Here is a 21,322-nt window from a genome sequence, read left to right on the forward strand (position 1 = left end):
GCGGTAGTTCAGTCGGTTAGAATACCGGCCTGTCACGCCGGGGGTCGCGGGTTCGAGTCCCGTCCGCTGCGCCATATCTGCTTCAAGGCCCACTGAACGCCTTGGTGCACAAAGCAAGCCTCGGGCTGCTTTGATCCGATAGCAAAGACCCTGGTCGAAAGACCGGGGTTTTTTGTTTCTGCGATTTGGTATGTGGTGGCGGGCTTGCTCGCGAATGCGGTGGATCAGTCAACTAATCTATCGACTGACACTCCGCTTTCGCGGGCAAGCCCGCTCCCACAGTTTGGTTGGGTCAGAACCCCAGCTTGTCCCGCAGGCCGTAATACCAGGCTCCCAATGCCGCAAACGGCGTGCGCAGTAATTGCCCGCCTGGGAACGGGTAGTGCGGCAGGTCGGCAAACGCGTCAAAACGCTCTGCCTGGCCTCTCAGCGCCTCCGCCAGTACCTTGCCTGCCAAGTGTGTGTACGTCACGCCATGGCCGCTGCAGCCCTGGGAGTAGTAGATGTTGTCGCCCAGGCGTCCGACCTGTGGCAGTCGGGAGAGGGTCAGCAGGAAGTTGCCGGTCCAGGCGTAGTCGATTTTCACATCCTTGAGCTGCGGGAAGGCTTTGAGCATCTTCGGTCGGATGATCGCTTCGATATTGGCAGGGTCGCGTGCGCCATAGACCACGCCACCGCCGAAAATCAGGCGCTTGTCGCTGGTGAGGCGGTAATAGTCGAGCAGGTAGTTGCAGTCTTCTACGCAGTAATCCTGCGGCAGCAGTGTCTTGGCCAACTCATCGCCCAGCGGTGCAGTAGTGATGACCTGGGTGCCGCACGGCATCGACTTGGCAGCCAGCTCCGGCACCAGGTTGCCCAGGTAGGCATTGCCCGCGACGATGATGAATTTGGCTCTGACCTTGCCTTCTGCGGTATGCACCACAGGGTTGGCAGCGCGTTCGATGCGCACCGCCGCAGACTGTTCATAAATGGTGCCGCCCAGGGACTCCACTGCGGCTGCTTCACCCAGCGCCAGGTTGAGCGGGTGAATGTGCCCGCCGCTCATGTCGAGCATGCCGCCTACATAGTTGTCGCAGGCCACCACTTCGCGAATACGGCGCTCGTCCAGCAACTCCAGCTGCGTGTGGCCGAAGCGTTCCCATAGGCGCTTCTGCGACTCCAGGTGGCCCATGTGCTTGCTGTTGAGTGCCGCGAACACGCCGCCGTCCTTCAGGTCGCACTGGATCTGATACTTGGCCACGCGCTCACGGATGATCTTGCCGCCCTCGAATGCCATTTGCCCCAGCAGTTGCGCTTGCTTGGGGCCGACACTGCGCTCAATCACATCGATATCACGGCTGTAGCTGTTGACGATTTGCCCGCCATTGCGGCCAGAGGCGCCGAACCCCACCTTGGCGGCCTCCAGCACCGTCACGCGAAAACCGTTCTCCAGAAGGAATAGTGCGCTGGAAAGACCGGTGTAGCCGGCACCAATCACACATACATCGGTTTCGACTTCGCCCTGCAGTGTCGGACGAGGCGGGACCGCATTGGCGGACGCGGCGTAATACGACTGGGGGTAGGGGGTGTTCGCCATCCTGGAACCTCTGTTTTATATTTTTTACGAGTGCTCCGATCCTACCTGAGTTGAAAATTGCCTGCCAGCCACCCGAAAATCACGAGCGTGCCTGTCGCAAATAAAAAATTCGCATATTCATAGGGTTAGCTGCAAAAAAGATGTTGACACCCCTCCGGAATTCCGTAGAATGCCGCCTCACAGCAGGCACGTAGCTCAGTTGGTTAGAGCACCACCTTGACATGGTGGGGGTCGTTGGTTCGAGTCCAATCGCGCCTACCAAACAAAATCCGCTCTGCTGGGCGGTATGAAAAGGCTCACCGAAAGGTGGGCCTTTTTTTTGTCTGAAATTTGGGCAGTGCTGAGGCTCCGTAAATGTTGTATCCCTTTCAGGCGTGCGATCTTTGCTCGCCTCTCGTTCCTTTGTGTACTGCGGGACGTTCATTCGAAATTATTGCTATATGCTATGATCGCGTGCGTTGAATAGTAAGGTGTTCATGTTTTGGCGTTGTTTTAAAAACTTAGATAAGCCTCAGTTGTTATCTGGGAGTTCGATAAGAAAAATAATATCGAAAAATAGGGGAGTAGGGGTGTTTACTAAAGAGTTGGGTGTAGCGCTGGATTTCACGCGGGTAATCGCTTGCTTGATGGTTGTCATGCTTCATGTGTCTGGGCCCGGTGTTTCAGAATTTACCCAGGGCTGGATATATTCTGAAATTTATCAGTCGCTTGTAAGAGTGTGCGTTCCGTTATTTTTAATGTTGTCCGGGGCTCTTCTGCTGAGTCGAGGGGGCGGGGCGATTGATTTTTATAAAAAACGCTTTGTCAGGGTTTTTCCACCGCTGATTTTTTGGTCGATCTTCTATATCTGTTGGAAGTCAATATTGAATGGTGATATTACAGGGCTGATGGGGGCTTTCGCTTCGGCGCTTGCCGGGCCTGCGTATTATCACCTTTGGTATCTTTATGCCCTCATTGGGATTTATCTTTTTATTCCTTTCATGTCACAGATATACAGAGCCTCAACAGAGGTTGAAAAAATAATATATCTCATTATTTGGTTTGTTGTTGCTTGTGTCTTTCCGACGGTTTCTTATTTTTTTCCAGCGGTGGGTGATCTTGCTTTTGTATATGGGCTTTCGTCATTTGTCGGCTTAAGTGGGTATGTATTTCTAGGAGCGTTCTGTTTTGAGCGGATTCGAGCTCGTGGGTGCCCGTCAGTGCTTTCAAGTGCATGTGGGTATATGTTGTGCGTCTTATTTATCGCCTTGGCGACCTATTGGTTGTCTATGAAAGATGGAGCCCCCAATCAATTTATGTTTCGTTACTTGGCGCCATTTGTTGTGATCGGCTCGTTTTTCGGCTTTAGACTCTTGATTACTTTAGGTGTACGGCTTTCCAGGTATGCCAACCCACTCAGCGTCCTGGCAGGTTGTACACTCGGGGTATATTGTCTGCACGTATTTGTAATGAATAGACTGAGCTTGTTCTATGGAGCTTTAATCGAAGGACATTCAGTGCTATGGGTAACGCCGCTGCTGGTTGCTGTTATTTTCATCGTGACGTTAATCCCCATCTTTATTGCTCGACTGTTCAAGCCGCTGCGACAGATTATCTAGAGGGTTGAGTAAAAAAGGCGTGCAGTGCACGCCTTTGTCCTTACAGTGCTTTAAGCGGGTTTCCCTCTCGCTTGATGTACTCATCACCTAGTGCGGCGGCGCCTAGAGCATTGAGGTGAGATCCATCCAGTCGGAAGATTATCTTCCCGTCTACTATTGATGTGCATTTTTCTTGGCACAGTACGTCGTTGGGATCAATCAATATGACCTCTGGGTAGGTTTTTTTGATTTTGTACTCGATGCGTTGTTCGTTTTTTCTCGGTGGGTGCAAGCATTACTTTTGATGGGGCGGTGTGTTTCAATTTCATTTCACGTAGCTTGCTCTCCGTTGCCCTTCCAATCTCGGCAAAGGGCTGGACAATGATGACTACTTTGACGCCCGCATCTAAATAAACCTTTACAGTAACTCAAAAAAACGGAAGGGCAGTAGCAAGTAGGCGGCGTTCTTATGGTTGACAGCGTAATACTCAGAGGCTAGCAGTGACACCACAAACAAACCGGCGATGACATAGCGGGCAATCTTGTTACTGCTGACTCAGGCCAGCCCCAACAGGACAATCGGCCAAACAATATAGAATTGTTCTTCGACATCAATGGACCAAGTGTGCAGCAAGGGTTCAGTACTGGCAGAACCGAAATAGCCTGTGCCCGAATAGAAGTAGATGTTGCTGATGGCCACCAGCGAATAAACCGCGCTTTTGGCATAGGAAATCGGGTCGTCGGGCATTAGATAGTTGTAGCAGTACATCGACAGGCAACACATCATGAATGCATAGGCTGGCAACAAGCGTTTGATACGCCGCACGTAAAACGACTTGAATGAAAACTTATCGGCCAGTATTTCCCGGCGCAGTATTGAAGTAATCAGATAGCCGGAAATAACGAAGAACACGTCTACGCCGACGAAACCACCCAGGATGGGGAATTTTGCGTGGTAGAGAACGACGAGCAGCACAGCAATTGCCCGCAGACCGTCAATATCCGGTCTGTAGGATTGGTTTTTGACTTGCATGAATTCCCTTTCTCTGGTTTTTAACCAGTTTTTTGTTGGTTTTGCCTTGGGGTTTAGAAGCGATTCCGGATTTTGTCTGCTTTATTCGCAGCCTGTATAAGTGAAATAGTGCAGCCCTTATTGGGTCTGCCTATGCCTTGAGCTTGGGTGGTCAGCAAAAGAGCTGTGCCACCGCCAGCAGGCAGATGATCTGGACGATCACCTGGCACCGGATCTCCCCGAACATCATTGTCGTCATACTCATTTGCCCTGCGTACATAGCGTCTCACCTCTGCGCCGACTAGGGTGCTGCGAACCTTGTGCAGAAACACTCAGATGCATTATTGAGTATAGGCAATGATCCAGATTTTCCAGCGCTGAACCCGAGCTGGCAATTGTGCGATGGAGCTGGCAATTGAGGCGTTGCACAATGTGACGAAGCCAAATCATCCAGGGCCAATTACCCACAAAATTTATTGGTTTGCAGCAACAATTTTTCTTGTTGGACACCCCCTGTCCCAAGCAGCAAAGATGCGGCCACTGACGCTCGACCTTCCGGGTCAACAATAAAAAATCGAGCCGACTGCCCGCCACTTTCACGCTGTGAACCCTTGGTTCACATCCTGCTTTAATGGCGCCGCAGCGCGCACTTAAGGACCTCACCGTCATGCAAACTGTTGTGAACCTATGGCCGTTGATCGGCGTGCTTGTCATCGTGGTTGGCTTTGTCTTGCGTTTCAATCCGCTCTTGGTGGTCACCGCCGCCGCTATTGCCACCGGGTTCGCAGCCCATTTTCCATTGGAAAAAATCCTCGCCACCATGGGTGATGGTTTCCTTCAGACGCGTGCCTTACAACTGATTCTGTTGCTGCCCTTGGCAGTCATTGGTCTGCTGGAGCGTCACGGGCTGCGCTTGCATGCTCAAAACTGGATTGCGCGATTTGAACGAGCCACCGTCGGGCGCTTGTTGATTATTTACCTGTTCGTGCGTGAGTCCACGGCGGCCATGGGTCTGACCAGCCTGGGTGGCCATCCGCAGATGGTGCGCCCACTGTTGGCGCCAATGGCCGAAGGGGCTGCGGAAAAGCGCTACGGTAAATTACCGGACAAGCAGCGCCACAAGGTGTTGGCCATGTGCGCGGCCACCGACAACGTCGGGTTGTTTTTCGGTGAGGACATCTTTGTCGCGTTTGGTGCGATCGCACTGATGCACACCTTCCTGCTGGGTTCAGGCATTGATGTGGAGCCGCTGCACATCGCGGTGTGGGGTATTCCGACGGCAATCTGCGCCTTCATCATTCATGCGATCCGCTTGCATCGATTTGATCGCAGGCTTACCCGTGAGCTTTCCGGCTCTACCGCCGCTTCCGTGGAGGCGGTGCAATGATCATCTCCATTGAATACCTCTACTGGCTTGCTGGTGTGCTGTTGCTGATTACCGCAGGCATGATCCTGATGGACCGCACCCATCCCAAACGTTGGTCCAGTGCTCTGTTCTGGCTGTTGTTTGCCATTCCGTTTTTGATCGGGGAGCGCTTGCCTTCGGTGGTCATCGGAATGGGTGTCGTGATCATGGCGCTGATCGCCGGGCTGGGTGGCGTGGGTCGAGGTGCGCATGCCGAGCTGCATGACAAGGCTTCCCGCGCCAGCGCAGGTCGCCTGGGGCACAAGCTGTTTATCCCTGCACTGGCCATTCCCCTCACGACGGTGATTGGCTCTGTGTTGCTCAAGAACACCGAGATTGCTGGCATACCGTTACTGGACCCGAAAAACACCACGTTCGTATCCCTGGGTATTGGTTGTTTGATCGCTCTCGGCCTGGCCTGCTGGCTGACCCGCGACACGCCCGTACAAGCCTTGCGCGAATCCCGACGCCTTACAGAAGCTTTGGGCTGGGCCATGGTGCTACCTCAAATGCTGGCAATGCTCGGGTTGCTATTCAATGAAGCTGGGGTGGGTACTGCGGTCGCCCATGTCACCACCACCTACATCAACTTGGATTTCAAGTTGGTAGCGGTGATGGTTTACGTGCTGGGGATGGCGTTGTTTACCGTGATCATGGGCAATGGGTTTGCGGCGTTTCCGGTCATGACCGGCGGGGTTGGTGTGCCAGTGCTGGTGGGGATCTATGGCGGCAACCCGGCAGTGATGGCGGCGATCGGTATGTTCTCAGGTTATTGCGGTACGTTGATGACCCCCATGGCGGCCAACTTCAATATCGTTCCTGCGGCGTTACTGGAGCTGCCCGACAAGAACGCAGTGATCAAGGCTCAGTTACCAACAGCGTTGATGATGCTGGTGGTCAATATTGTTCTGCTTTACCTACTGATGTGAGGGCAAGATGCAAACCCTATTGCTGACGGGCTTCGAGCCATTCGATCAAGACCCGGTCAACCCATCTTGGGAGGCTGTACGTCAGTTGGACGGCGTGCAATGGGGTGATGAGGTGCAGATTTTGGCACGCCGCTTACCCTGTGCATTTGCTACGGTAGGGGAGCACTTGACTCAACTGATTGAGGAAGTACGCCCCGCCATGGTGATTGCTACCGGCTTGGCTCCCGGACGCAGTGATATCTCCATTGAGCGGGTGGCAATCAACCTCAACGATGCGCGTATCCCCGACAATCTGGGGGCGCAGCCAATCGATACGGCTGTGGTGAGCGGCGGCCCTGCGGCTTACTTCAGCACGTTGCCGATCAAGGCTATGGTCAAGGCGGTGCGCGAGGCGGGGATTGCGGCGTCGGTTTCGCAGACCGCAGGTACGTTTGTGTGCAATCAGGTGTTCTACCAATTGCAGCATACGTTGGCGGGCTCTGGCATACGCAGTGGGTTTATCCATGTGCCGAGCCTGCCGGAGCAGGTGGGTGACTCGGGGAGGCCATCAATGGCTTTGGATACGTTGGTTGAAGGTTTGCAGGTGGCAATACTGACGGCGTGGCGAACCACGGTGGACGTCTCTGAAACGGGCGGACAGGTCAGTTGATCGGCCATCTGCAAGAATGCTGACCTCCACTGTGTTGGCCAGCCCTTCGAAACCACAAGGTTGTAATGCGATGGCGTGATCCGTAGATTGCATCGGGGTCAGCCTATGTCCGCGAATAGAAGGAAAACCCAACAGTGTCCGCCCCAGGCCCCGCCGCATTTACCCAGCGTTACCGTGCCTTCCTGTTCGATATGGATGGGACGCTGCTTAATTCCATTGCCGCCGCCGAGCGTGTGTGGAGTCGCTGGGCTGAGCGCCATGGCTTGGATGTGGAGGCGTTTCTCACCACCATCCATGGCGCTCGGGCCATCGATACCATTACCCGCCAGGCGTTGCCAGGCGTTGACCCGGAGATCGAAGCACAGTGGATCACTGAGGCTGAAATCGACGATGTCCAGGGTGTGGTGGCAATTCCCGGCGCTATCGAATTTCTGAACAGTGTGCCGAGTAAGCAATGGGCGCTGGTCACGTCTGCACCCAAGGCGTTGGCATTGCGTCGGCTGCAAGCGGCGGGCATTGCTGCGCCGGCGGTGATGGTGACGGCCGAAGATGTCGTCTGTGGCAAGCCCGATCCCGCGTGTTATCTGCTCGGTGCGCAACGCTTGGGCGTGCCGGTACAGGAATGTCTGGTGTTCGAGGATGCGGCGGTGGGTATTCGAGCGGGGGAAGCAGCGGGAGCGGATGTAATGGTCGTTACCTCGACCCACCTCACACCCATGGCGACAGCACATGCCCGCATTGAAGGCTATGAGGGGTTGCAAGCCCGGCGCGATACGGAGGGTTGGCTGTACTTGAGAGCGTTGCTTGGCTGATGTGAAAACACCAAGCATAAGTGCTGTCGTGGCTCTGTAAATGCCGGTGATCTGATGCGTAAGTAGAGGCGTCAGCGTGCGGCTTTGTGGTGCTCACGATGGGCGGCACGTTGGCATAATTTACGCAGAACCGCCTTTTGGATCGGCTTGAGGCAGAACGCTAGCAGGTAACCACATAGCAATAGTGTCAGGTCCAGCCACGAGTGAGCGCTGGGATCGCTGACGCGTTCAATTTCGAACCTCAGGCCATATCCAGCAGCTAGAAAAAACAACCCAATCAACAGGGCGATGATCCAGGATCTGGAAATAAGCGGTTGTGTTACTGGAGGCCTCATCGACGTGCTCCTAGATGCACACAGATGGCAGGATGATTGTCAGAAGCTTCGGCTGCGAATAGCGCAGCAAGTTCCAGGCTTCATGACAGTTTCATCTTGCGGCGAAGGAAAATCGGTAAGGCGCGCTGGTCGCGTGAGCAAGCGCGAGCAGGCTGAATGGGTTTTCGCCAGCCGTCAGTATGGATGAAAAGGCTGGCTACTCGGGCTGCGTCAAGGAGTCTGGTTTTTGTCCGGTGCCGTAAGGCCGGCCTGGATACGCTGGTAAATTTCCTCACGATGTACGGCAACGTCCTTGGGGGCGTTGATGCCGATTCGAACTTGCTGGCCGCTGACGCCCAGGATGGTGATCGTAATGTCATCACCGATGTTTATGCTTTCACCGACTTTGCGGGTGAGTATAAGCATGGAGTTCTCCTTGATTACTTTTAAGGACACATGTTTCAGACAGGGTCGTTGTCGGATGTGTGTAGCTTACTGCTAAGCGCTTCCCTGTGACTGCCTCTTTCTAGGACGCATAGAGGCGACATTAATTCCCATGGTGGCATCATACAGGTCTGCGATACATCATTCGCATTGTTTAAGCCAACGTTTATGACGGCCAGAATAGACAGTGAATGGTAAAGTTGCCTCTTTATCCTCAAAGGAGCAGGGCAGTGCGTAAAGTAGCGATGGCAATTGCGGTGTTGGCATTGGCCGGTTGCGGTGAAGGTAAAAGTGTCGATGCCCCCAAGGCCAAGCCTGCCGCGACCGAAAGCCAGCCACAGACCGGTGCAATTGCCGCTCAGGAATGGGATGTGTGGGTTGGCCCGCCAGATCACAAGCTGCAGGCGATCACCGACCTTACCGCTTGGTTGCTGGAGCACGGTTTCAGTTTTTACATCGTGAAGGTAGACGGTAAGGATGAAGTGTTTCTGGGGCCGTTTGCCAGCAAGGCCGAAGCCGAAGCCAAGCAAACACTGCTGACCGAGAAGTTGGCTCGTGCCAAGAAGAACGACACCGAGTCGCAAGTCATCGAGCACACGCCCGCGCAGTAACGGGTAGGTTGGGCGGGAGTGCCGCCCACGTTCAACCGCAGGCTTTCAGGTTCACCGGGCCGACAAACTCATTGCCGCGCCCCATCACACAAGCCACGGTCTGGTTGCGCTGACGCTCCCAGGGTTGTACCGGATAGGTCTTGTTCCAGGCTTCGTAGAGTTGGCGGTCCTGTTTTGACAGGCGCAATCCGTACTGCTTGCTCATGTAAAAGTACGTGCGCGCGATCATGCCGCGAATGGACGGGCGCGGCATGACCTTCTTGGCCTTGAAGTCCACTTGAGTCAGGCATGAGCCGTACTGCCCGCTTTGTACCGGCAGCCAGCCGAAGCTGAAGTTGTTACGGTCGCCATTCACTTCGCCGATGCTCGGGACCAGGTTGTGCAAATCAGCCTCGGCGCGCTTGAACACCTCGTCATTGCGTGTGCAGTTCTTGCGTCCGCCGTTCTGCCAGCATTGGCGCTGGTGCCCGATCTGCCACGCTGGAACGATATGTTCCCATTCGATGCGTGCGGCGCGGTTGGCGTTTTTACGCGGGATATAGCCGCAGGCTTTCAGGTCCACACGGTTACCGGTGTATTTGCAGCCGCAATAAAACTCAGTGGATTGCGGGGCGTAGAGCTTCCAGGCGATTTTCTTGGCTTCGCTGAAGGTTCGAGGCGCCTGGGCGTGGGCGGTGATGGAAAAAAACAGGCAAAACACGGCAATAAAGCGGGCACTCATTGAATCAATCTTCCTTCGGTACAACCCAAAAAATCTGCACGCCACCGTCATCCCGATAGGCGAGAGTGACGTTATCGTTCTCCGCGATTTCTTCCAGCAGGCGCTCCCATTCACTCACCGGTTCATCCGGCAAACGGAATATCAACGCGGCCTTGGCTTTCTGGGCGTTGGTCGAATTGATGATTTTTTGCACACGAAGGGCCAGGCGTTCGTACGCATCAGGCGGTGTGGGCGTTGCGGAAGAGGACTTTGCCACGGACGTATCCTTAATAAGCTGTACGCACATACAGTATTTAACTGTGAGCGATTTCGCAACTGCTTAAATTTCAAGAGCTTCGTCTGACAGCTGTTTAAGAGGATTGGTGTAGGGCGGGGGGGATTGGGGGTAGGGAGATAGGGGCGGTCAAGCCCCTATCGAGGTGTCAGCGCAAATCAGTATTCCCAGAACATCCGCTGCAGCTCTTTGCTGTCTTGGGTCTTGGTCAGTGCGACCATGGCCAGGATGCGGGCTTTCTGTGGGTTCAGGTCATGGGCGGCCACCCAGTCGTATTTGTCGTCAGGCTGTTCGGCATTGCGCAGAACGAAACCGCCGGCATTTACGTGGGAGGAGCGGATGATCTGTACACCTTGCTTGCGCAGTTCCTGCAGGGCAGGAACGACCTTGGAAGACACCGAACCATTACCGGTACCGGCATGAATGATGGCTTTTGCGCCGGCCTGCGCCAGGGCCTTGACGGCGGTGTCGCTCACGTTGCCGTAGCCATAGGCGATTTCCACATCTGGCAGGCTCTTGATGGTCTTGATATCGAATTCCGAATCCATGGTGTGGCGCTTGGCAGGTAGGCGGAACCAGTAGGATTTGCCTTCAACCACCATGCCCAACGGGCCCCATGGGCTTTTGAACGCTTCGGTCTTGATGTTGATCATCTTGCTGACGTCGCGACCCGACTGGATCTCGTCGTTCATGGTGACCAGCACACCTTTGCCGCGCGCGTCTTTGCTGCCGGCTACGGCCACGGCGTTGTACAGGTTGAGCATGCCATCAGCCGACATGGCGGTGCCTGGGCGCATCGAACCGACCACAACGATTGGCTTGTCGGTTTTTTCGACCAGGTTCAGGAAGTAGGCGGTTTCTTCCAGGGTGTCGGTGCCGTGGGTGATCACGATGCCGTCCACGTCCTTGCTGTCGGCCAGTTCGGCCACGCGGCGGCCCAGCTGCAGCAGGTTTTCGTTGTTGATGCTTTCGGACGCAATTTGCATCACTTGTTCGCCACGCACATTGGCGATCTGGCTAAGCTCAGGAACGCCGGCGATCAGTTGTTCGATGCCGACTTTGGCCGCCTGGTATGTGGCACTGTTGGCCGCACTGGCGCCGGCGCCGGCAATGGTACCGCCGGTGGCGAGGATCACCACGTTGGACAGTTTGGTCTTGGTTTCAGCTTCCTTCGCCTGGGCGGCAATGGGGAACAGCAGCAGAAGGGCGAGGGCGCCCGGAACAAAGTTCTTCAGTGCAGATTTCATTATTTTTCTCTCTGGTTTTTGATGAGTGCTGGTGCAGGTTCATCTAGAACACCCGGGCGGTTCTGAACGCCTCAAGGTTCTGAGAAAGAGCAGGATTTGTACCAGGCGGATTGTGTGTGCGGATATAAATTAAGGTATTGATTTAAAACAATTTAATTTTGATTTTGAAATGAATGAAGCGAGCTGTTGTCCGGCTTTCCGAACAGTGGGCTAGTATTTCGTTCGGTTGTCCGAAAATCATGATGGGATATCCATGGCGGGTGTATGACCCTGGCGTAACAGCCTGTCGTTTTAGAGAACGATCCGGACAGGACGATGTTTAAACGCATCACTGGATGGGCGTCGAGGCAGTGGCTGAATACCTTGAGTGAAAGACTGCTCTCACCCGTTGACAAATCTCGGCAAGGTTCTCATAGTTTGATTAACGCAAACGTTTGCGAGATGTTTCACGGAGTGCTCCTTGAGTATCGTGGCCGCTCGTATCAGCCGCCCAGGTGGGAAGGCTGCCGAAGAGATCTTCGGAGCAAGCGTTGCTCACAATAATCATAAGATCGGAGTGAACCCATGAAGCTGCCATTTGCTGGACGTCTTCTTGCTGTCGCTGTGCTTGCTGCCGCATCCGCTGCTCTGCCTCTCTCCTCTGCATTTGCCGATGACGTCGCCAAACCCAAGGTCGGCCTGGTCATGAAATCCCTCGCCAACGAATTCTTTGTCACGATGCAGGACGGCGCCAAGACGTACCAGAAAGAACACGCCGCCGATTTCGACATGATCACCAACGGCATCAAGAACGAAACCGATACCAGCGCGCAGATCGATATCGTCAACCAGATGATTCTCGCCAAGGTAAACGCCATCGTGATCGCGCCGGCTGACTCCAAGGCACTGGTCACCGTGTTGAAAAAAGCCTCGGACGCCGGCATCAAGGTCGTCAATATCGACAACCGCCTTGATCCGGACGTGTTGAAAAGCAAAAACCTCGACATCCCGTTCGTAGGCCCGGACAACCGCAAAGGTTCCAAGCTGGTAGGTGACTACCTGGCCAAGCAACTGACCTCGGGTGACAAGGTTGCAATCATCGAAGGTGTGCCGACCACCACCAATGCCCAGCAACGCACCGCAGGCTACAAAGATGCGATGGACGCTGCGGGTATGAAGATCGTCTCTACCCAATCCGGTAACTGGGAAATTGACCAGGGCCAGAAAGTGGCTTCCGCGATGCTGAGTGAATATCCAGACCTCAAGGCGCTGCTGGCCGGCAACGACAACATGGCCCTGGGGGCTGTCTCTGCCGTACGCGCGGCAGGCAAGGCGGGTAAAGTGCTGGTGGTTGGCTACGACAACATCGAAGCGATCAAGCCGATGCTGCAGGACGGTCGTGTACTGGCGACCGCTGACCAGGCCGCCGCCCAGCAAGCCGTGTTCGGTATCCAGAACGCGCTCAAACTGGTCAAGGGTGAGAACGTCGATGCCAAAGACGGCGTGATCGAAACCCCGGTCGAACTCGTCCTCAAGAAGTAATCCTGGCGGCACCCAACAGCGTCCGCTCGTCCTGAGCGGACGCCTGGAGATTTTCCTATGTCATCTTCCGCCCCGAACGCTGTCCTCTCGGTCAGCGGTATCGGCAAGACTTATGCGCAACCGGTTCTATCCGACATCACCCTGACGCTCAATCGAGGGGAAGTGCTGGCGCTGACCGGCGAGAATGGCGCGGGTAAAAGCACGCTGTCGAAGATCATCGGTGGGTTGGTCACGCCGACCGCCGGGCACATGCAATTCAACGGTCAGGATTACCGTCCAGGCAGCCGCACCCAGGCCGAAGAGTTGGGCGTGCGCATGGTCATGCAAGAGCTCAACCTACTGCCGACGCTGACCGTAGCCGAAAACCTGTTCCTGGATAACCTGCCCAGCAAGTGTGGCTGGATCAGTCGCAAGCAATTGCGTACGGCCGCCATCGAAGCCATGGCCCAGGTCGGCTTGGATGCGATAGACCCGGATACCCTCGTCGGTAGCCTGGGCATCGGCCATCAACAGATGGTTGAAATTGCACGTAACCTGATCGGCGACTGCCACGTACTGATTCTCGACGAGCCCACGGCCATGCTCACCGCCCGTGAAGTCGAAATGCTGTTCGAGCAAATCACCCGCCTGCAGGCCCGGGGCGTGGCGATCATTTATATTTCGCATCGGCTCGAAGAACTGGCCCGTGTCGCCCAACGCATTGCGGTATTGCGTGACGGTAAGCTGGTTTGCGTCGAGCCGATGGCCAACTACAACAGCGAACAACTGGTCACCCTGATGGTCGGTCGTGAGCTGGGCGAGCAGATCGACCTGGGCCCGCGGACTATCGGAGGCCCCGCTTTGACGGTGAAAGGGCTGACCCGTTCGGACAAGGTCCGCGATGTGTCCTTTGAAGTGCGTGCTGGTGAAATCTATGGCATCTCCGGCCTGATTGGTGCCGGCCGCACAGAGTTGCTGCGCCTGATCTTCGGTGCAGACCTGGCGGACAGTGGCACCGTTGCCCTGGGTTCGCCAGCCCAGGTGGTGAGCATTCGTTCCCCGGTGGACGCGGTGGGCCATGGCATTGCCCTGATCACCGAGGACCGCAAAGGTGAAGGCTTGCTACTGACCCAGTCCATCAGCGCCAACATCGCCTTGGGCAACATGCTCAAGATTTCCGGTGGCGGGGTGGTGAACAGTCGCGACGAAACTGCCTTGGCCAAGCGCCAGGTCGATGCCATGCGCATCCGCAGTTCCAGTCCGGCGCAGCTGGTCTCCGAGCTTTCGGGCGGCAACCAGCAGAAGGTCGTGATTGGTCGCTGGTTGGAGCGCGATTGTGCGGTGATGCTGTTTGACGAGCCGACCCGAGGTATCGACGTGGGTGCCAAGTTCGATATTTATGCCTTGCTCGGCGAACTGACTCGCCAAGGCAAAGCGTTGGTGGTGGTGTCCAGCGATCTGCGCGAGCTGATGCTGATCTGTGATCGGATCGGCGTGCTGTCAGCCGGACGCCTGATCGAAACCTTCGAGCGCGACAGCTGGACCCAGGACGAGTTGCTCGCCGCCGCTTTTGCCGGTTACCAAAAACGTGATGCGCTGCTCAATGACGCAGTGCTTAGGGATACCCCATGAAAACAACAACTTCCCCCGGCAAAACCGGCGGTAACTTCTACGGCCTGGGCACCTATCTGGGCCTGGCCGGTGCCCTGCTGGCGATGATTGCACTGTTCTCGGTGCTCAGCGATCACTTCCTGTCCTATGACACCTTCAGCACCCTGGCCAACCAGATTCCAGACCTGATGGTGTTGGCGGTGGGCATGACCTTCATCCTGATCATCGGCGGTATCGACCTGTCGGTGGGCTCGGTGCTGGCGCTGGCCGCGTCGGCCGTCAGCGTGGCGATTCTTGGTTGGGGCTGGAGCGTGATGCCCGCTGCTGTCCTCGGCATGGCGTGCGCGGCGTTGGCCGGCACGATCACTGGCTCCATCACGGTGGCTTGGCGAATTCCGTCGTTTATCGTGTCCCTCGGTGTGTTGGAGATGGCCCGTGGCGTGGCCTACCAGATGACCGGCTCGCGCACCGCTTACATCGGCGACTCGTTTGCCTGGTTATCCAACCCGATTGCTTTCGGCATTTCTCCGTCGTTCATCATCGCGTTGCTGGTGATTATCGTGGCGCAGTTGGTGTTGACCCGCACGGTATTTGGTCGGTACCTCATCGGTATCGGTACGAATGAAGAGGCAGTGCGCCTGGCAGGGATTAATCCCAAGCCTTACAAGATCCTGGTGTTCAGCCTGATGGGGCTGTTGGCCGGTGTGGCTGCACTGTTCCAGATCTCTCGCCTTGAAGCGGCAGACCCGAACGCCGGCTCGGGTCTGGAGTTGCAAGTGATCGCCGCTGTGGTGATCGGCGGCACCAGCCTGATGGGCGGGCGCGGTTCGGTCATCAGTACCTTTTTTGGTGTGTTGATTATTTCGGTACTGGCGGCCGGTCTGGCGCAGATCGGTGCGACGGAGCCCACTAAACGCATCATTACCGGTGCTGTCATCGTGATCGCCGTTGTCCTCGATACCTATCGCAGCCAGCGCGCCAGTCGGCGGGGCTAAACCATGGCTACGATCAAGGATGTGGCAGCGCTTGCGGGTATTTCCTACACCACGGTGTCCCATGTGGTGAACAAGACACGCCCAGTCAGCGAGCCGGTACGCATCAAAGTCGAGGCGGCGATCAAGCAATTGGACTATGTGCCAAGCGCCGTCGCGCGCTCACTCAAGGCGAAGACCACGGCCACCATCGGTTTGCTGGTGCCCAACAGTCTTAACCCCTATTTTGCGGAGCTGGCTCGGGGTATCGAGGATTATTGCGAGCGTAATGGCTACTGCGTGATCCTGTGCAACTCCGATGACAACGCCGAAAAACAACGTAACTACTTGCGCGTGTTGTTGGAAAAACGCATCGACGGCCTGATCGTCACCTCGGTGGGTGGCGACGACAGTGGTCTGGCTGCTGGCTTGAGTGCGGTACGTACGCCCATGGTGATTGTCGACCGGGCGTTGGATGGCATTGATGTCGACCTGGTGCGAATTGACCACGAAGAGGGCGCCTACCTGGCGACTCGGCACCTGCTTGAGTTGGGGCATCGGGACATCGCCTGCATCGGCGGGCCAGGACATACCCGCGTGGCGCAAATGCGATTGGCGGGGTATCACCGTGCCTTGCGTGAGGCGGGCGTCGAGTTGGCGTCCAATCGCATCCGGGAAAGTGATTTCACCAGTACCGGTGGTTATGCCGCCGCCGTGCAATTGCTGGCGGAACATCCGCCCAGCGCGATTTTTGCCAGCAACGATATGATTGGCTTCGGCGTTCTGCGTGCGGCGGCGGAACGCAATATTCGCGTGCCGGGCGAACTGTCGGTGATCGGCTTCGATGATATTCAGATGGGGCGTTATGTTTATCCGGCGTTGACCACGGTCGGGCAGTCGATCGTGCAACTGGGTGAAACGGCGGCCGAGCTTTTACTGCGTAGAATTGCAACACCCCAACTGCCGGTCGATCAGCGCATAGTGACGCCGAGCATTGTCTTGCGCGAGTCGACAGCACCGTTGACCGGCGTGTTTGCCCAATACCGCTGAACCGAATTGATGAGTACTGATGTATGCCAGCAAAAGTAGTGGTAATAGGCAGCCTGAATATGGACCTGGTCACCCGTGCCAGCCGGTTGCCCCGTGCCGGTGAAACCCTGATTGGCCAAACATTTGCCACTGTTCCTGGTGGCAAGGGGGCGAACCAGGCCGTGGCGTCGGCGCGCCTGGGAGCCGAAGTGGCGATGATCGGTTGCGTCGGCACGGATGCCTACGGTGTCCAATTGCGCGATGCGTTGCTGGTGGAGGGCATCGATTGCCAGGCCGTCACTACAGTGGACGGTTCCAGTGGTGTGGCACTGATCGTGGTGGATGACAGCAGCCAGAACGCAATCGTGATCGTGGCCGGCAGCAACGGCGAGCTGACACCTGCATCGTTGCAGGCCGCCGATGCGGTTCTGCAGGCCGCCGATGTGATCGTCTGCCAATTGGAAGTGCCAATGGAAACTGTCGGCTATGCGCTCAAGCGCGGCCGTGAGCTGGGCAAGACAGTGGTCCTCAACCCGGCGCCGGCGAGCGGCCCCTTGCCAGCCGAGTGGTATACCTCGGTTGACTACCTGATTCCCAACGAGAGTGAAGCCACGGCCCTGAGCGGCGTGACGGTCGACTCCCTGGACAGTGCCAAACTGGCCGCGACGCACCTGATCAAGGCGGGTGCCGGCAAAGTCATCATCACCCTTGGCGCGCAGGGTGCCCTGTTTGCCAATGGCAACGGTTTTGAGCACTTGGTGGCGCCCAAAGTCAAAGCGGTAGACACCACCGCAGCGGGGGACACTTTTGTAGGTGGTTTCGCCGCCGCACTTGCCAATGGCAGGAGCGAAGCCGAGGCCATTCGATTTGGCCAGGCTGCAGCCGCGTTGTCGGTGACTCGCGCCGGAGCACAGCCCTCTATTCCTATGTTGCTCGACGTTCAAGGTTTTGTGCCCTCATGAAAAAGACACCATTGCTTAATATCGCCCTGTCGCGTGTGATCGCGTCCCTCGGTCATGGTGACATCCTGGTCATCGGTGACGCTGGCCTGCCGGTGCCGCCGGGTGTCGAGTTGATCGACCTTGCACTGACCCAGGGTATTCCTGATTTCATCAGCACGTTGCGCATTGTGCTCAGCGAAATGCAGGTGGAAAGCCACGTGTTGGCGGAAGAAATCCTGCTCAAACAGCCTCCGGCGCTGGCGGATCTCAATGTGTTGACCGAACAGGTCGCGCTGGGTGAGCGTCGCCTGGTCAGCCATGAAGAGTTCAAGCAGTTGAGCCGCAAGGCGCGCGCTGTTGTGCGCACTGGCGAATGCCAGCCTTACTGTAATATCGCGCTGGTTTCCGGCGTAACGTTCTAGCATTTCCCTACGACAAGGAGTGTTTCATGCAACGTGGTCTCCCAACCCTGAAGAACCTGTTCCGGAGTGTCCTGCTTTTGTCCGCACTCACTGCTGCCAGCGCCCAAGCGGCGGAAAAAATCGACCTGATCATCGATACCGACCCAGGGGCCGATGATGTGGTGGCTTTGTTGTTCGCCATGGCCTCGCCAGAGGAGTTGAGCATTCGTGCACTGACTACCGTCGCTGGCAACGTGCGACTGGACAAGACGTCCCGCAATGCTCGTCTGGCTCGTGAATGGGCAGGGCGTGAGGACATTCCGGTCTATGCGGGTGCGCCAAAGCCGATGCTGCGCACACCGATCTATGCCGAGAACATTCACGGTAAGGAAGGCATTTCCGGTGTCACTGTGCATGAACCGAAAAAAGGCCTGGCCGAAGGCAATGCCGTCGATTACCTGATCAAGACCCTGAGTGCCGCCAAGCCCCATAGCATCACCATCGCCATGCTCGGCCCACAGACCAACCTGGCCTTGGCGCTGACCCAAGCACCGGAAATTACCCAAGGTATCAAGGAAGTGGTGGTGATGGGTGGCGCGCACTTCAACGGCGGCAACATCACGCCGGTGGCCGAATTCAACCTGTTCGCCGACCCTATTGCGGCTGAAGTCGTGCTCAAAAGTGGCGTCAAGCTGACTTACCTTCCGCTGGATGTGACTCACAAGGTGCTGACCAGCGAAGCGCGCCTGAAACAAATTGCTGCGCTTAACAACAACGCGAGCAAGGTGGTGGGCGACATCCTCAATGAATACGTCAAGGGCGACATGGAGCACTACGGCATCCCTGGGGGGCCGGTACATGACGCCACCGTGATTGCCTATCTGCTCAAGCCTGCACTGTTCAGTGGGCGTGAGGTGAATGTGGTGGTCGACAGTCGCGAAGGCCCAACCTTCGGCCAGACCATCGTCGATTGGTACGACGGCCTGAAACAGCCGAAGAACGCATTCTGGGTTGAGAACGGCGATGCTCAGGGCTTCTTTGATCTGCTGACTGAGCGCCTGGCTCGTCTGAAGTGATGTAACTCCCGGTCGGCGCTCGCCGGCCGGTTCTTATTCGCGCTCTGGATTGTGCGCGCCCATGTGATCGGTCGGGTATTTCTCGAATATCTGGCCGATGAACGCCTGTGCCGCCTGGGTGCCGAGCTCTTTGACCAGCAGGTCGATACCAATGATTGCCAGTTCTTCCGGGCTCCCAGGGCTGTAGGAACTCTGTCCTTGGGGCCATTTGGCTTTGATGTCGGCTTGGAGCGTTACGGTGGTCATGGAGGTCTCGCGAGCTGTAGATACGGGGTAATGCGCTAAAACGCGGTTCGTGTGTGGGAGGTTAACCATTTTGCGCCATGATTGGCACTGCTACTTAGGCATGGGACAGGTGCTGTGCGACACTGTCCGTCTGTTTAAGTGTTGGGAAACGTCGCGTGCAGATCGATTTGAGCAAACCCGGGAACCTGACGCTGGAGTCCGTGCGTCATCTGATCGCCAGCGCCAGTGATGACGAACATACCCAGTTGCGGGTAACCAGGGCCGGTATCGCCTATATCTCGTCCGGCAGGGCCGTCGGCGGTGTCGATGTGGAGGGTCTGCTGTTTCGTCTGGAGACCTGGGCCAAGGGCTCCGGCTACGTCGGTAACGTGGCGGCCAGCGATGAAGTCTGGGTCATGCAGATTTTCAATGCGCTGCAGCAGAATTGGCCAACGCCGCCGTTTGACTATATCGACATCTACTGAATAGGTTCATATTTCGTGACGATTACCCTGGCGATTGCCCGCTGTGAGTCAGGCAGACTTACCGTAAGTGGTTAACGTCTTGAAACCAATCGGCCTAGCCGCTGTCGCACGATCTCTGTCCATTTTTTATCATAGGAGGCTTCATGCCTTGGAAGCTCGCATCATTCGGTACTTTGTTGGCGGCACTCGCGTTGGCGGGTTGCAGTACCCCGGGTACCTCTGAGCCAGCCAAAGACGCCGCCGTGGCCGATGCTGGTCATAGTCGCTGTGAGTCGAAGGCCGCCGAGTTCACGATCGGCCAGAAAGCTTCGCCCCAGTTGCTGGAGCAAGCGCGTACCCGTGCCGGTGCGCAGAATGCACGCATCCTCAAACCTAACGACATGATCACTTTGGAGTACCGCTCCGACCGCTTGAACCTGAACACCGACGACAACCTGGTGGTCACGCGGGTCAATTGCGGCTAAGTCTCTCCAGGCTTTTGCAGCGCCCATAAAAAACCCCGTCACTTGGACGGGGTTTTTTAGCTCAGCGGAGAATTACTCGCCGCGAACCTGTGCAGCTTGCATACCCTTTTGGCCTTTCTCAGCCACGAAGGAAACGGTTTGGCCTTCTTTCAGGCTTTTGAAACCGTCGCTTTCGATAGCTTTGAAGTGTACGAACAGGTCGTCACCGCCACCTTGAGGAGTGATGAAGCCGAAGCCTTTTTCATCGTTGAACCATTTAACGGTGCCGGTTTGGCGATTAGACATGGTGTATCTCCAAGAAACATATATTTTCAGTAGTGCTGTGCTGCTCAGGCCAACTGGGCACACTGGGCTATCATAGTCGAAATGTTCGGCTTGGGAGCCCCCCCAAGGCATTGTTTGCCAATCAATAGCGTTGAGTTTGGTGCTTTGTTCGGCTGAAAGCCCCGTTCTACGGGGCTTTGACGCGAAATATCAGCTGTTAAAAAAAGCCGTAAAAGCTACGTAATTTGTGAGAAATGGCAGTTTTAGAGCCATTTTTCCAGCAGCGCTGCTGTGTGATCAGCTGTAAATCTTAATTTTTCTTCACGACTTTGCAGGACGAAATAGCCGCGACTGCTTTGTTTTTAAGCTCCGGGCTGGCGTTCTGGTTGGTCATGAGCTCCTTGATTTCGGCAGTGCTCAATTCTGCGTTGATCTTGTCAGCGCCACATTCGCAGTGGGCTTTGGCAGTTTTGACGTCTACGTTCTGGCTGGCGGCTGCGCTGCAGTCGCTGATGAAGCTGTCGCGGGCACCGGCTGGCCAGTTCGATGGGGCTGCGGCCTGCGCACCGAGGGAAAGGAGGGTCAGGGAAGCGGCGAGAGCGAGGGTCGAGGTGAAACGCATCATGAGGATGCTCCTTTGGGTCGAGGACGAACGGCGATTCTCAGTGGCTTTGAGGGCTGACGTACAGCCCAAGTTCACTTTTGCAGCTATAAAGGCCGAATTTGTATTTACGCAAGATAGCGGCGGCGCGATGACCGTTCATCTGTGCTAGCATCGTGCGCT

Annotated in this window: 26 protein-coding genes and 1 tRNA gene; 16 read left to right on the forward strand and 11 right to left on the reverse strand. The window is 56.2% G+C overall.

The window, feature by feature from the left end:
* Positions 1–292: 292 nt before the first annotated feature.
* Positions 293–1,576 (reverse strand): NAD(P)/FAD-dependent oxidoreductase, encoded by a 1,284-nt coding sequence (locus AC07V4_RS05310; RefSeq protein ID WP_492635702.1) that lies wholly within the window; start codon positions 1,574–1,576, stop codon positions 293–295.
* 184 nt (positions 1,577–1,760) lie between these two features.
* Between AC07V4_RS05310 and AC07V4_RS05315 the strand changes: the two genes are divergently transcribed.
* Both AC07V4_RS05315 and AC07V4_RS05320 read left to right on the forward strand, forming a co-directional pair.
* Positions 1,761–1,837: transfer RNA gene (locus AC07V4_RS05315), tRNA-Val, on the forward strand.
* Between the two features lie 308 nt (positions 1,838–2,145).
* The gene (locus tag AC07V4_RS05320) at positions 2,146–3,174 is read left to right on the forward strand and encodes an acyltransferase (protein WP_492635701.1); all 1,029 of its coding nucleotides are present in this window, start codon (positions 2,146–2,148) and stop codon (positions 3,172–3,174) included.
* A gap of 40 nt (positions 3,175–3,214) precedes the next feature.
* Here AC07V4_RS05320 and AC07V4_RS05325 read toward each other — a convergent pair whose 3' ends face one another.
* Together AC07V4_RS05325 and AC07V4_RS05330 are read right to left on the reverse strand one after the other, a co-directional pair.
* The gene (locus AC07V4_RS05325; RefSeq protein ID WP_492635700.1) at positions 3,215–3,445 is read right to left on the reverse strand and encodes an SGNH hydrolase domain-containing protein; all 231 of its coding nucleotides are present in this window, start codon (positions 3,443–3,445) and stop codon (positions 3,215–3,217) included.
* 264 nt (positions 3,446–3,709) lie between these two features.
* Positions 3,710–4,186 (reverse strand): acyltransferase family protein, encoded by a 477-nt coding sequence (locus tag AC07V4_RS05330; RefSeq protein WP_492635699.1) that lies wholly within the window; start codon positions 4,184–4,186, stop codon positions 3,710–3,712.
* Positions 4,187–4,832: 646 nt separating this feature from the next.
* Here AC07V4_RS05330 and AC07V4_RS05335 point away from each other — a divergent pair.
* The 4 genes from AC07V4_RS05335 to AC07V4_RS05350 all read left to right on the forward strand — a co-directional run bounded on the left by AC07V4_RS05335 (position 4,833) and on the right by AC07V4_RS05350 (position 7,960).
* Positions 4,833–5,552 carry a DUF969 domain-containing protein gene (locus AC07V4_RS05335; RefSeq protein ID WP_492635698.1) on the forward strand — a complete coding sequence of 240 codons (720 nt, stop codon included), beginning with the start codon at positions 4,833–4,835 and terminating at the stop codon, positions 5,550–5,552.
* A complete protein-coding gene (locus tag AC07V4_RS05340) occupies positions 5,549–6,499 on the forward strand; it encodes a DUF979 domain-containing protein (protein WP_492635697.1) in 951 nt (316 codons plus the stop codon). Before AC07V4_RS05335 ends, AC07V4_RS05340 begins: the two co-directional genes overlap by 4 nt.
* Before the next feature lie 7 nt (positions 6,500–6,506).
* Positions 6,507–7,148: a pyroglutamyl-peptidase I gene (gene pcp, locus AC07V4_RS05345; RefSeq protein ID WP_492635696.1), complete on the forward strand. Its 642-nt coding sequence runs from the start codon at positions 6,507–6,509 to the stop codon at positions 7,146–7,148.
* Between the two features lie 134 nt (positions 7,149–7,282).
* Positions 7,283–7,960 carry an HAD family hydrolase gene (locus AC07V4_RS05350; RefSeq protein ID WP_492635695.1) on the forward strand — a complete coding sequence of 226 codons (678 nt, stop codon included), beginning with the start codon at positions 7,283–7,285 and terminating at the stop codon, positions 7,958–7,960.
* 71 nt (positions 7,961–8,031) lie between these two features.
* Here the strand turns inward: AC07V4_RS05350 and AC07V4_RS05355 are convergent, their stop codons facing one another.
* Positions 8,032–8,295, reverse strand: coding sequence for a hypothetical protein (locus tag AC07V4_RS05355; protein ID WP_492635694.1), 264 nt, complete (start codon positions 8,293–8,295; stop codon positions 8,032–8,034).
* Positions 8,296–8,505: 210 nt separating this feature from the next.
* The gene (gene csrA / locus AC07V4_RS05360; RefSeq protein WP_003192511.1) at positions 8,506–8,700 is read right to left on the reverse strand and encodes a carbon storage regulator CsrA; all 195 of its coding nucleotides are present in this window, start codon (positions 8,698–8,700) and stop codon (positions 8,506–8,508) included.
* A 263-nt stretch (positions 8,701–8,963) separates the two neighbouring features.
* On the opposite strand from csrA, the gene AC07V4_RS05365 reads away from it, so the two are divergent.
* Positions 8,964–9,329 (forward strand): SPOR domain-containing protein, encoded by a 366-nt coding sequence (locus tag AC07V4_RS05365; protein WP_492635718.1) that lies wholly within the window; start codon positions 8,964–8,966, stop codon positions 9,327–9,329.
* A gap of 31 nt (positions 9,330–9,360) precedes the next feature.
* On the opposite strand, the gene AC07V4_RS05370 is transcribed toward AC07V4_RS05365, so the two are convergent.
* From AC07V4_RS05370 to AC07V4_RS05380, 3 genes are all read right to left on the reverse strand, one after another.
* Positions 9,361–10,050: an endonuclease gene (locus AC07V4_RS05370; protein ID WP_492635693.1), complete on the reverse strand. Its 690-nt coding sequence runs from the start codon at positions 10,048–10,050 to the stop codon at positions 9,361–9,363.
* A gap of 4 nt (positions 10,051–10,054) precedes the next feature.
* On the reverse strand, positions 10,055–10,306 hold the full coding sequence (locus tag AC07V4_RS05375) for a DUF1654 domain-containing protein (RefSeq protein ID WP_492635692.1): 252 nt from the start codon (positions 10,304–10,306) through the stop codon (positions 10,055–10,057).
* A gap of 176 nt (positions 10,307–10,482) precedes the next feature.
* Complete coding sequence (locus AC07V4_RS05380; protein WP_492635691.1) at positions 10,483–11,571, reverse strand: asparaginase; 1,089 nt, start codon at positions 11,569–11,571, stop codon at positions 10,483–10,485.
* A 564-nt stretch (positions 11,572–12,135) separates the two neighbouring features.
* Between AC07V4_RS05380 and AC07V4_RS05385 the strand changes: the two genes are divergently transcribed.
* Genes AC07V4_RS05385 through AC07V4_RS05415 form a run of 7 tightly spaced genes read left to right on the forward strand, consistent with a single transcriptional unit; the run spans position 12,136 to position 19,100 of the window.
* On the forward strand, positions 12,136–13,092 hold the full coding sequence (locus tag AC07V4_RS05385) for a sugar ABC transporter substrate-binding protein (RefSeq protein WP_492635690.1): 957 nt from the start codon (positions 12,136–12,138) through the stop codon (positions 13,090–13,092).
* A 57-nt stretch (positions 13,093–13,149) separates the two neighbouring features.
* The gene (locus AC07V4_RS05390) at positions 13,150–14,703 is read left to right on the forward strand and encodes a sugar ABC transporter ATP-binding protein (protein ID WP_492635689.1); all 1,554 of its coding nucleotides are present in this window, start codon (positions 13,150–13,152) and stop codon (positions 14,701–14,703) included.
* Entirely contained in the window at positions 14,700–15,677 is a 978-nt protein-coding gene (locus tag AC07V4_RS05395; protein ID WP_492635688.1) for an ABC transporter permease, read from the forward strand. Before AC07V4_RS05390 ends, AC07V4_RS05395 begins: the two co-directional genes overlap by 4 nt.
* A gap of 3 nt (positions 15,678–15,680) precedes the next feature.
* Positions 15,681–16,703, forward strand: a complete 1,023-nt coding sequence (locus tag AC07V4_RS05400) for a LacI family DNA-binding transcriptional regulator (RefSeq protein ID WP_492635687.1) — start codon at positions 15,681–15,683, stop codon at positions 16,701–16,703.
* 23 nt (positions 16,704–16,726) lie between these two features.
* Positions 16,727–17,644 (forward strand): ribokinase, encoded by a 918-nt coding sequence (rbsK, locus tag AC07V4_RS05405; RefSeq protein ID WP_492635686.1) that lies wholly within the window; start codon positions 16,727–16,729, stop codon positions 17,642–17,644.
* Positions 17,641–18,045, forward strand: a complete 405-nt coding sequence (gene rbsD, locus AC07V4_RS05410) for a D-ribose pyranase (RefSeq protein WP_492635685.1) — start codon at positions 17,641–17,643, stop codon at positions 18,043–18,045. The genes rbsK and rbsD overlap by 4 nt, the downstream gene beginning before the upstream one ends.
* A 26-nt stretch (positions 18,046–18,071) precedes the next feature.
* On the forward strand, positions 18,072–19,100 hold the full coding sequence (locus tag AC07V4_RS05415; RefSeq protein ID WP_492635684.1) for a nucleoside hydrolase: 1,029 nt from the start codon (positions 18,072–18,074) through the stop codon (positions 19,098–19,100).
* A 33-nt stretch (positions 19,101–19,133) separates the two neighbouring features.
* Here AC07V4_RS05415 and AC07V4_RS05420 read toward each other — a convergent pair whose 3' ends face one another.
* A complete protein-coding gene (locus tag AC07V4_RS05420; RefSeq protein ID WP_122539596.1) occupies positions 19,134–19,346 on the reverse strand; it encodes a hypothetical protein in 213 nt (70 codons plus the stop codon).
* A gap of 155 nt (positions 19,347–19,501) precedes the next feature.
* On the opposite strand from AC07V4_RS05420, the gene AC07V4_RS05425 reads away from it, so the two are divergent.
* Together AC07V4_RS05425 and AC07V4_RS05430 are read left to right on the forward strand one after the other, a co-directional pair.
* Positions 19,502–19,810 (forward strand): hypothetical protein, encoded by a 309-nt coding sequence (locus AC07V4_RS05425; RefSeq protein WP_492635683.1) that lies wholly within the window; start codon positions 19,502–19,504, stop codon positions 19,808–19,810.
* 143 nt (positions 19,811–19,953) lie between these two features.
* Entirely contained in the window at positions 19,954–20,274 is a 321-nt protein-coding gene (locus AC07V4_RS05430; RefSeq protein ID WP_492635682.1) for an I78 family peptidase inhibitor, read from the forward strand.
* A 72-nt stretch (positions 20,275–20,346) separates the two neighbouring features.
* On the opposite strand, the gene AC07V4_RS05435 is transcribed toward AC07V4_RS05430, so the two are convergent.
* Together AC07V4_RS05435 and AC07V4_RS05440 are read right to left on the reverse strand one after the other, a co-directional pair.
* A complete protein-coding gene (locus AC07V4_RS05435) occupies positions 20,347–20,559 on the reverse strand; it encodes a cold-shock protein (protein WP_003234260.1) in 213 nt (70 codons plus the stop codon).
* A gap of 289 nt (positions 20,560–20,848) precedes the next feature.
* Positions 20,849–21,163 (reverse strand): hypothetical protein, encoded by a 315-nt coding sequence (locus AC07V4_RS05440; protein WP_492635681.1) that lies wholly within the window; start codon positions 21,161–21,163, stop codon positions 20,849–20,851.
* Between the last annotated feature and the right edge of the window lie 159 nt (positions 21,164–21,322).

It is taken from the genome of Pseudomonas sp. GW821-FHT03A09, assembly GCF_059421065.1.

Bases quoted from the DNA above. Each gene is read 5' to 3' on its own strand.
- rbsK (WP_492635686.1), top strand. From the start codon at position 16,727: ATGCCAGCAAAAGTAGTGGTAATAGGCAGCCTGAATATGGACCTGGTC.
- AC07V4_RS05390 (WP_492635689.1), top strand. From the start codon at position 13,150: ATGTCATCTTCCGCCCCGAACGCTGTCCTCTCGGTCAGCGGTATCGGC.
- AC07V4_RS05400 (WP_492635687.1), top strand. From the start codon at position 15,681: ATGGCTACGATCAAGGATGTGGCAGCGCTTGCGGGTATTTCCTACACC.
- AC07V4_RS05310 (WP_492635702.1), bottom strand. From the start codon at position 1,576: ATGGCGAACACCCCCTACCCCCAGTCGTATTACGCCGCGTCCGCCAAT.
- AC07V4_RS05430 (WP_492635682.1), top strand. From the start codon at position 19,954: ATGCCTTGGAAGCTCGCATCATTCGGTACTTTGTTGGCGGCACTCGCG.
- rbsD (WP_492635685.1), top strand. From the start codon at position 17,641: ATGAAAAAGACACCATTGCTTAATATCGCCCTGTCGCGTGTGATCGCG.
- AC07V4_RS05365 (WP_492635718.1), top strand. From the start codon at position 8,964: ATGGCAATTGCGGTGTTGGCATTGGCCGGTTGCGGTGAAGGTAAAAGT.
- AC07V4_RS05395 (WP_492635688.1), top strand. From the start codon at position 14,700: ATGAAAACAACAACTTCCCCCGGCAAAACCGGCGGTAACTTCTACGGC.
- AC07V4_RS05435 (WP_003234260.1), bottom strand. From the start codon at position 20,559: ATGTCTAATCGCCAAACCGGCACCGTTAAATGGTTCAACGATGAAAAA.
- AC07V4_RS05335 (WP_492635698.1), top strand. From the start codon at position 4,833: ATGCAAACTGTTGTGAACCTATGGCCGTTGATCGGCGTGCTTGTCATC.
- AC07V4_RS05440 (WP_492635681.1), bottom strand. From the start codon at position 21,163: ATGATGCGTTTCACCTCGACCCTCGCTCTCGCCGCTTCCCTGACCCTC.
- AC07V4_RS05355 (WP_492635694.1), bottom strand. From the start codon at position 8,295: ATGAGGCCTCCAGTAACACAACCGCTTATTTCCAGATCCTGGATCATC.
- AC07V4_RS05380 (WP_492635691.1), bottom strand. From the start codon at position 11,571: ATGAAATCTGCACTGAAGAACTTTGTTCCGGGCGCCCTCGCCCTTCTG.
- AC07V4_RS05370 (WP_492635693.1), bottom strand. From the start codon at position 10,050: ATGAGTGCCCGCTTTATTGCCGTGTTTTGCCTGTTTTTTTCCATCACC.
- pcp (WP_492635696.1), top strand. From the start codon at position 6,507: ATGCAAACCCTATTGCTGACGGGCTTCGAGCCATTCGATCAAGACCCG.
- AC07V4_RS05340 (WP_492635697.1), top strand. From the start codon at position 5,549: ATGATCATCTCCATTGAATACCTCTACTGGCTTGCTGGTGTGCTGTTG.
- csrA (WP_003192511.1), bottom strand. From the start codon at position 8,700: ATGCTTATACTCACCCGCAAAGTCGGTGAAAGCATAAACATCGGTGAT.
- AC07V4_RS05330 (WP_492635699.1), bottom strand. From the start codon at position 4,186: ATGCAAGTCAAAAACCAATCCTACAGACCGGATATTGACGGTCTGCGG.
- AC07V4_RS05420 (WP_122539596.1), bottom strand. From the start codon at position 19,346: ATGACCACCGTAACGCTCCAAGCCGACATCAAAGCCAAATGGCCCCAA.
- AC07V4_RS05415 (WP_492635684.1), top strand. From the start codon at position 18,072: ATGCAACGTGGTCTCCCAACCCTGAAGAACCTGTTCCGGAGTGTCCTG.
- AC07V4_RS05385 (WP_492635690.1), top strand. From the start codon at position 12,136: ATGAAGCTGCCATTTGCTGGACGTCTTCTTGCTGTCGCTGTGCTTGCT.